Source organism: Peribacillus sp. FSL R5-0717, from assembly GCF_038002945.1.
Lineage (GTDB): Bacteria > Bacillota > Bacilli > Bacillales > DSM-1321 > Peribacillus > Peribacillus frigoritolerans.
On sequence record NZ_JBBOOF010000001.1, the window covers coordinates 3,040,001 to 3,047,500 of the forward strand.

A 7,500-nucleotide genomic window follows, 5' to 3' on the forward strand; every position below is an offset into this window, starting at 1 on the left:
CTGAAAGCATCTAAGCATGAAGCCCCCCTCAAGATGAGATTTCCCATGGCGCAAGCTAGTAAGATCCCTGAAAGATGATCAGGTTGATAGGTCAGAGGTGGAAGCATGGTGACATGTGGAGCTGACTGATACTAATAGATCGAGGACTTAACCAACGCTTTTTAAAAAATGAAATACCTTCTTATTATCTAGTTTTGAAGGAACAACGTTCCTTTTATGTTTGGTGGCGATAGCGAAGAGGTCACACCCGTTCCCATTCCGAACACGGCAGTTAAGCTCTTCAGCGCCAATGGTAGTTGGGGGTTTCCCCCTGTGAGAGTAGGACGCCGCCAAGCCATTTGAAAAGATCAGCCATCGGGCTGGTCTTTTTTTGCGTTAAGAACCAATTATGGAGCCCTGTTATATATATAGAAGCTGTTACATCACCATTGAAAGGGGCTGAAATCGAAAATTGTTCATCCTTTTAAATTTAAACCGTTTCGACTATCGTAACTTAGGATATAAGCGAGATATTAGTACTGCCTGCTTAAACAATGGGTTATTAAAATCGAATTGCAAATAACTGGATAATTGATATAAATAAGCAGCAGTACATATATTTTAGCTAAAAAGAAATTAATTCAGAAACTGGTAACTAAAAATGTGGGGAATATCAAAATAGAAGGAAGCCCTCATAAAGGATAAAATAATTGGTGCCTCTGCAAATAAAAGGTATTCTACCAACTCGTATGAACACTAACGAATACAAGGCAGGGCTGAACTTTTAAGGTAAATGAGATCCAAAATGAGACCTTCGGAATTTAAAAATAATGAGTATGGGGAATTGCTCTATGGTCATTAAGGACTGCTTCATGAGTTTGACACAATTAAATTAGCGCAGTATAATAATCCAGTAGAACGATATACTAAATAAATTTAACTAATATACGGTAGCATAAATGTTTTTTCAATACTTTTCTAATCGCTTGCATTTTGTAGAACGATATACTAACAACAAGCACGATTAGTAGAACGATATACTAGTAATGCAAAGTTAGTAGAACGATGTACTAACTAGCCGGTTAGTCTATGATGTTTATTGTTTTATTTAGTACGTAATTATTTTTCTTGAATTTATGGTATGGGGCAAGGGGGCAACATCTGAAAGACTTAAGAATCAAATTGCATTTCGATAACTTTTTAAATAGGGGTGTGTTTCATGAAAAATCCATTTATAAAAATGGCCACAGGTTTATATATTAGCTATTTTATTTTAGGCATGATCAATATTATCATTGGATCAAATATGGAAAATTTGTCAAATCAATTAAATACAAGTGCCTCAGGGATAAGTTACTTGGTCTCTGCCATAGGAATCGGTAAGTTAGTTTCTTTATTTTTCGCCGGTAGACTGTCGGATAAATTAGGAAGGAAACCATTTGTTGTTTCAGCATCTTTTATCTACCTGATCTTCCTTATAGGCATACCTTTGGCTCCTAACTATACATTGGCATTTATATTTGCTGTATGTGCTGGTATTGCCAATTCATTTTTGGATGCAGGTACGTATCCAGCACTTATTGAGGCTTTTCAAAAGAAAGCTGGTTCCGCTACCGTATTAGTAAAAGCGTTCGTTTCAATCGGTGCCGCACTTCTTCCATTTATCATGGCGTTCTTTATAGCTAGAGATATGTTTTACGGGTATACATTCTTCTTAATGGCTGCTGTATATCTTGTTAATGGGTTTTTCCTGCTTAAGGTTTCATTCCCGGATCATAAAGCCCAAAGCCAAACTCGGAATGATGAACAAGCTGTGCCGGTTCAACAGCAATTCCTCTCAAAACCGAAGTTTGCTCAGGAAGGTTTGGCCGTCATACTATTAGGCTTCACATCAACTGCTTTATTCATGTTGGTTCAAGTCTGGCTTCCGAACTTCGGACAAGATGTATTGGGGCTAACCCAAGCTAAGGCTGTTCAATTGCTTAGTTACTATAGTATTGGCTCCCTTATTTCTGTCATTTTACTAGCTGTTCTATTGAATAAAGTAATTAAGCCCATTACCGTCATGATTATCTATCCGGTCATTGCAGCATTATCTTTATTGTCACTCATCTACATCCAGCAACCATTTATAACCGTTTTGAGCGCTTTCTTCATAGGGCTTTCAACTGCAGGGGTATTCCAATTAGCCATGACAATAATCACAGAATTCTTCCCTGCCAATAAAGGTACAATCACTTCATATGTAAACATTGCAGGTAGTTCAGCCTTCATCATCATACCTTTCATTACAGGTATCATTTCCAAGAATGCTGGGTTAACTGCGGTCTTCTTGTTTGATGTGGCAATTGCGGCAATTAGTATTTTGTTGGCCGTTTTCGTTGCCTATCGATACAAGAAAGTAATTAAAGTTTCCAATTAAACGGTCTAACCGAACATCAGTGGGGCATGAACCCTAATGATGATATTGATAAAAGGGGGAAACATCATGCAAACAATCACGATCAAAGACGTAACGATCGGAGAAGGGGTTCCAAAAATCATCGTTCCACTAATGGGGACAACGGAAGAAGAACTGCTTAAAGAAGTTGAAACGGTAAATGCGCTACGGCCGGATATCATTGAATGGCGAGTAGATGTCTTTGAACAAGTCGAAAGCTTAGAAGCCGTTTCGGATATGATTTCAAAACTTAGAAGTGCTGTTCCTAGTACTTTGCTGCTTTTCACTTTTAGAAGCCATAAAGAAGGCGGAAACAAGCAAATCAGCGATGATTATTATTTCGAACTTCTTCATACAGCAATTAAAACGAAGAATATTGATCTTGTCGATGTGGAGTTGTTTTTTGAGGAATCACCAGTGAAGGAGACTGTGAAGGTAGCTGAGGAAAATGGCGTATACGTAGTGATGTGTAACCATGATTTCGATAAGACACCAGCAAAAGAAGAAATCATTTACCGATTGCGTAAGATGCAGGAATTTGGCGCCCATATTCCCAAAATCGCTGTAATGCCCCAAACAGTTGGTGACTTACTCGTATTATTAGATGCAACTTACACAATGAAAACAGAGTATGCCGATCGCCCATTCATTACGATGTCAATGTCGGGTACAGGCCTGGTCAGTCGATTATCAGGTGCGGTGTTTGGATCTGCTTGTACATTCGGTGCCGGAAAAGAAGCATCTGCACCAGGGCAAATTCCTGTTGCTCAATTAAGAAATGTATTGGAAATCATTGATCAAAATATTTAACTCATAAATCCTTCCAAGAAGGAATTTATATAAAGATTAAAAAATCAGGGGGAATAGAACATGGAAAATCTAGGACGAATTAATGGGAAAACAGAATTAGTAGGATTGCTTGCAACACCTATCGGACATTCATTATCACCTGCCATGCATAATTTAGCTTTCGATAAATTAGGCTTGAATTGCGCCTATTTAGCATTTGAGGTTGGAAATGAAGAGCTTGAAGATGCAGTCAAAGGGATGCGTGCATTAAATGTAAAAGGATTTAACGTATCCATGCCTAATAAAATGAAGATCCTTCCATATCTTGATGAATTGGCGGACAGTGCTAAATTTTCAGGAGCCGTTAATACTGTTGTCAATGTCGATGGAAAGTTCGTAGGGCACAGCACTGATGGAATGGGATATACCCGGAACCTAAAAGAAAATGGTATTGATATTAAAGGCAAGAAAATGACTCTTATCGGTTCTGGTGGGGCTGCTACTCCAATTGCCATTCAATCTGCGCTGGAAGGTGTGGCGGAAATCAGCATTTTTGCTCGTGATGATGCATTCTTCCCGCAAGCAGAAGAGAATGTACGAATCATCAATGAGGATATGAAGCATTTAAATGTGAAAGCCAATGTATACCCTCTTGAAAATGTTGAACAATTAAAGGCTGAAATCGCAACTAGTGATATTTTGGCAAATGGAACCGGCGTTGGCATGAAACCACTTGAAGGCTTAAGTGTCATTCAAGACGAATCAATGCTGCGTCCAGATTTAATCGTAACCGATGTTGTTTACATCCCACGAAAATCTAAACTAATGGAACAAGCTGAAGCTGTAGGTGCTACAGCTATTAATGGTCTTGGGATGATGCTTTGGCAAGGTGCACTAGCCTTTGAATTATGGACAGGCCAACAAATGCCTGTTGATTTCATCAAAGAGCAATTGTTTGCAGAATAAAATGATTCCACTCTGGAGGTTGCTCTCCAAATAGAGGTTTTTTCATACTCGATGTGCATCTTGTTAAATGATTAAAAAAACCTCGGAGCTAAGAAATGCAGGGCGTGAGATCCCTTGTTTTTCTTAGCGTTTTTTTTTGAAAAGAGGTTTTCATGTAAATGGATAATATAAAGGGGAGACTTCAATGTAATTACATTATGCATGAAGGTGTTATATGGGAGAAACACAACATGATTTATTATAGGGGTGTAATAATGAAAAATCAGTATTTTAAAGCGGCATCTGGCATGTATATTAACTATTTTCTGCTGGGGATGGTTAATATAATTCTCGCCTCCAACATGCCCTCTTTAACAGAACAATGGGATACGGACTCTACTGGCATTAGTTATCTTATTGCAGCAATAGGAATAGGCAGATTACTCACGTATGGTCTCTCGGGAGTATTATCAGATAAATTTGGAAGAAAACCATTAATCATGGTCTCTTCGGTTATAATGGGCGTTTTTTTAATTGGGATTCCATTTTCTCCCTCATATGAAATGGCCTTTGTATTTGCCTTACTTGCGGGAATTTCCAACTCAGCCATGGATGCTGGTACATATCCGGCGCTAACTGAAATGTTTCCTGAATCTGCTGGTTCCGCGAGTGTTATGGTTAAGGCTTTTGGTTCGCTTGGTGCTACAATCCTGCCATTCATCATCTTGTTTCTTACTACAAACCAATTATTTTACGGGTTTGCATTTTTCGTACCGGCTGTCATCTATTTCATGAATATGTTTTTGGTGATGTCCGCTTCATTTCCAAGCAAATCCGAAGCTGTCAGTAAAGAAGAGGATTTGCATAGTAACAGGTTCATAACGGAACCTAAATTTTGGAGCGAAGGAGTCGCACTAATCATAATTGGGTTTACATCAACTGCGTTATTTACAGTTTCGCAAATCTGGTTACCGAGTTTCGGCCAGGAAGTCGCAGGGATGCAATCTTCAAGTGCAATTAAATTATTGAGCTATTATAGTGTGGGGTCACTTATTTCCGTCCTGCTATTATCCATCTTATTAAAAAAATGGATTAAGCCCGTGACGGTGATATTGCTTTATCCAATGATTACTTTACTTACGGTAATCATCATATTAACGATTCATTCACCTATTGTCTTAAGTATTAGCTCCTTTTTCCTTGGAGCCTCGACAGCTGGGATCTTTCAATTAACCATTGCAATAATGACTGAACTTTTCTGGAGAAAAAAAGGAACTGTAACAGGGATCGTTGCGACGGCATCCAGTTTGGCGAGCGTCATTTTACCAATTGCAACGGGCTTGATCGCTAAGAGTGGGGATATATCGCATATATTTCTTTTTGATTGCTTTATTGCTACTATAGGAATCCTGGCTGCAGCTTTTGTATATTACCGGTATAAGAAATTGACACAGCAGCAGACCATATTTAACCATGGCTAAAAATATTGAAGGATTTACTTAAAACTCCATCTTCTGGAACTAGGATGGCGTTTTTTTTTGGACTAATGAATAGTGGATATAGATGTTTTGGCGTGATTAATGATCGTTGAGATTCCCATGTTCCAAAAGCAAGGGTGTAATAATGACAGTAACTATATTATTATTATAGTAAGAACATGATAATAATAAGTACATCAAAAATACATTCAAGATGGTGATTGAACTATGAAACAATCCAAAAAAGGGCGGGTCACGCTGCAACAGGTAGCAAAACATGCTGGGGTATCAACATCCACTGCTTCCCTTATCGTTCGCAATAACCCTCGAATATCGGAAGCGACGCGAAAAAAGGTGCTAAAATCCATGCATGAATTGGGTTATGTTTACGATAGAATTGCAGCAAACCTAAGGTCGCAGAGTTCTGATACTGTAGGAATCATTATTACCGACATATCAAATACCTTTTTTTCTGAATTCCTGATAGGTGTTCACGATGCATTGGATGAGGTCGGGTATACAGTGTTGCTGGGGACTACATTTGACTCGGTTGCCAAGCAAGATCATCTCCTTTCAACCATGATGGAACACAGGGTGGGTGGCCTGATTCTTTGTCCTGTCTCTGAAAGCTCACAAGATACAATTGAACGGTTAAATGAAATTGACACGCCGATGGTGCTTGCTGTCAGGGAACTGCCTGGAGTGAATAGCGACTATGTAGGCATAGACTATCCAGAAGGAGCCAGGATCGCCGTGGATCATCTCCTTGGAAAGGGGCATAAAAGAATTGCGCTCCTTGGTGGCGTTAAGGAGTCTTCTACTTGGATCGAGAGAATGGAGGGATACCGTGAAGCCCTTTCAAGAGCGGGATTGGAAGTGGATGAATCGTTGGTGATAGATAGTGCCCCTACACGGGAGGGAGGGCTTGAGGCTGTTTTGAAAGTACTTGAGAATCCTAATCCGCCTACCGCAATTTTTTGCTTTAGCGACTTAATTGCCTTTGGTGTTATGCAAGGGTTAATGATGAAAGGAATTACTCCTGGAAAAGATATAGATATCGTTGGGTTCGATAACGTTCCAGTCGCAGAAATCTATCATCCTCCGCTAACGACCATTTCCTCATTCCCTAGACGTATTGGGAAAGAGGCAGCGAATCTCTTGTATCAGCAAATGGAGAAAATAGAACGGGAACAACAGCGAATCATATTGAATCCAGAACTGATTATTAGAGAGTCTTCCTAAAAAAGAAAAATAAAAAGGTGATTAGTTTACAGAGGTTAGGTACCGCTGTGCCCTTTTCATCTTTTCTATTATTCTTTTATTGGGAACATTGATTTACATATCAAAAAGGTTTGCCTTACTTAAGCGGTTCATAAATATCCCAGGCCACTTTCAATGAATCGACTATAAAGTCTGCCACTTCATCAACATCTAGATCATTGGTATTCACTTTTGAATGATGATAGGAGTATATTTCCTGTCTCGTGTAAAAGAGTTCTTCGATTTCCTCAAGGGACCGGCTTTGTAAAACAGGTCTACTATCAATAAGCAAGCCTATTCTCTCTTTCCAGTATTCCCAAGATAAGTCCAGGTAAAAGACGATGCAGTTGGTTAAACAGATATTCCGTATATCCTCTTGTAAAAATGCCCCGCCTCCAACTGAAATGATTTTCAATTGTTGTTGACTAAGGCTTTCAATCACGCTTTTTTCTTTTTCGCGAAAAGCTTTTTCCCCAAACTTCTTGAAGATTTCCGTAGTGGGCATATTGAATTCCTTTTCAATTTCTTGATCTATATCAATAAAGTCCCTATATAATTTCCTGGCTACCTTCTGTCCGATCGTCGTCTTTCCTACCCCCATAAAGCCAA

Annotated in this window: 6 protein-coding genes and 2 rRNA genes (2 of these 8 only partly in view); 7 read left to right on the top strand and 1 reads right to left on the bottom strand. The window is 39.1% G+C overall.

Annotated features, from left to right (window positions below):
* The 7 genes from NYE65_RS14775 to NYE65_RS14805 form a co-directional block, all read left to right on the top strand.
* Positions 1-155: ribosomal RNA gene (locus NYE65_RS14775) — 23S ribosomal RNA — on the top strand; it begins 2,778 nt to the left of the window's first position.
* A 64-nt stretch (positions 156-219) separates the two neighbouring features.
* A 5S ribosomal RNA gene (gene rrf, locus NYE65_RS14780) occupies positions 220-335 on the top strand.
* A gap of 863 nt (positions 336-1,198) precedes the next feature.
* Positions 1,199-2,401 carry an MFS transporter gene (locus NYE65_RS14785; protein WP_057277277.1) on the top strand — a complete coding sequence of 401 codons (1,203 nt, stop codon included), beginning with the start codon at positions 1,199-1,201 and terminating at the stop codon, positions 2,399-2,401.
* A 66-nt stretch (positions 2,402-2,467) separates the two neighbouring features.
* Positions 2,468-3,229 (top strand): type I 3-dehydroquinate dehydratase, encoded by a 762-nt coding sequence (aroD, locus tag NYE65_RS14790; protein ID WP_283929850.1) that lies wholly within the window; start codon positions 2,468-2,470, stop codon positions 3,227-3,229.
* A gap of 60 nt (positions 3,230-3,289) precedes the next feature.
* A complete protein-coding gene (locus tag NYE65_RS14795; protein ID WP_063577532.1) occupies positions 3,290-4,174 on the top strand; it encodes a shikimate dehydrogenase in 885 nt (294 codons plus the stop codon).
* Between the two features lie 254 nt (positions 4,175-4,428).
* Positions 4,429-5,634: an MFS transporter gene (locus tag NYE65_RS14800; protein WP_340861143.1), complete on the top strand. Its 1,206-nt coding sequence runs from the start codon at positions 4,429-4,431 to the stop codon at positions 5,632-5,634.
* 225 nt (positions 5,635-5,859) lie between these two features.
* Entirely contained in the window at positions 5,860-6,873 is a 1,014-nt protein-coding gene (locus NYE65_RS14805) for a LacI family DNA-binding transcriptional regulator (protein WP_268565836.1), read from the top strand.
* A 115-nt stretch (positions 6,874-6,988) separates the two neighbouring features.
* Here NYE65_RS14805 and NYE65_RS14810 read toward each other — a convergent pair whose 3' ends face one another.
* Positions 6,989-7,500: the 3' portion of a shikimate kinase gene (locus tag NYE65_RS14810; RefSeq protein WP_057277282.1), read on the bottom strand. The gene runs 46 nt beyond the window's last position; 512 of the gene's 558 nt are visible here — the last part of the coding sequence; its start codon lies off the right edge, out of view; the stop codon is at positions 6,989-6,991.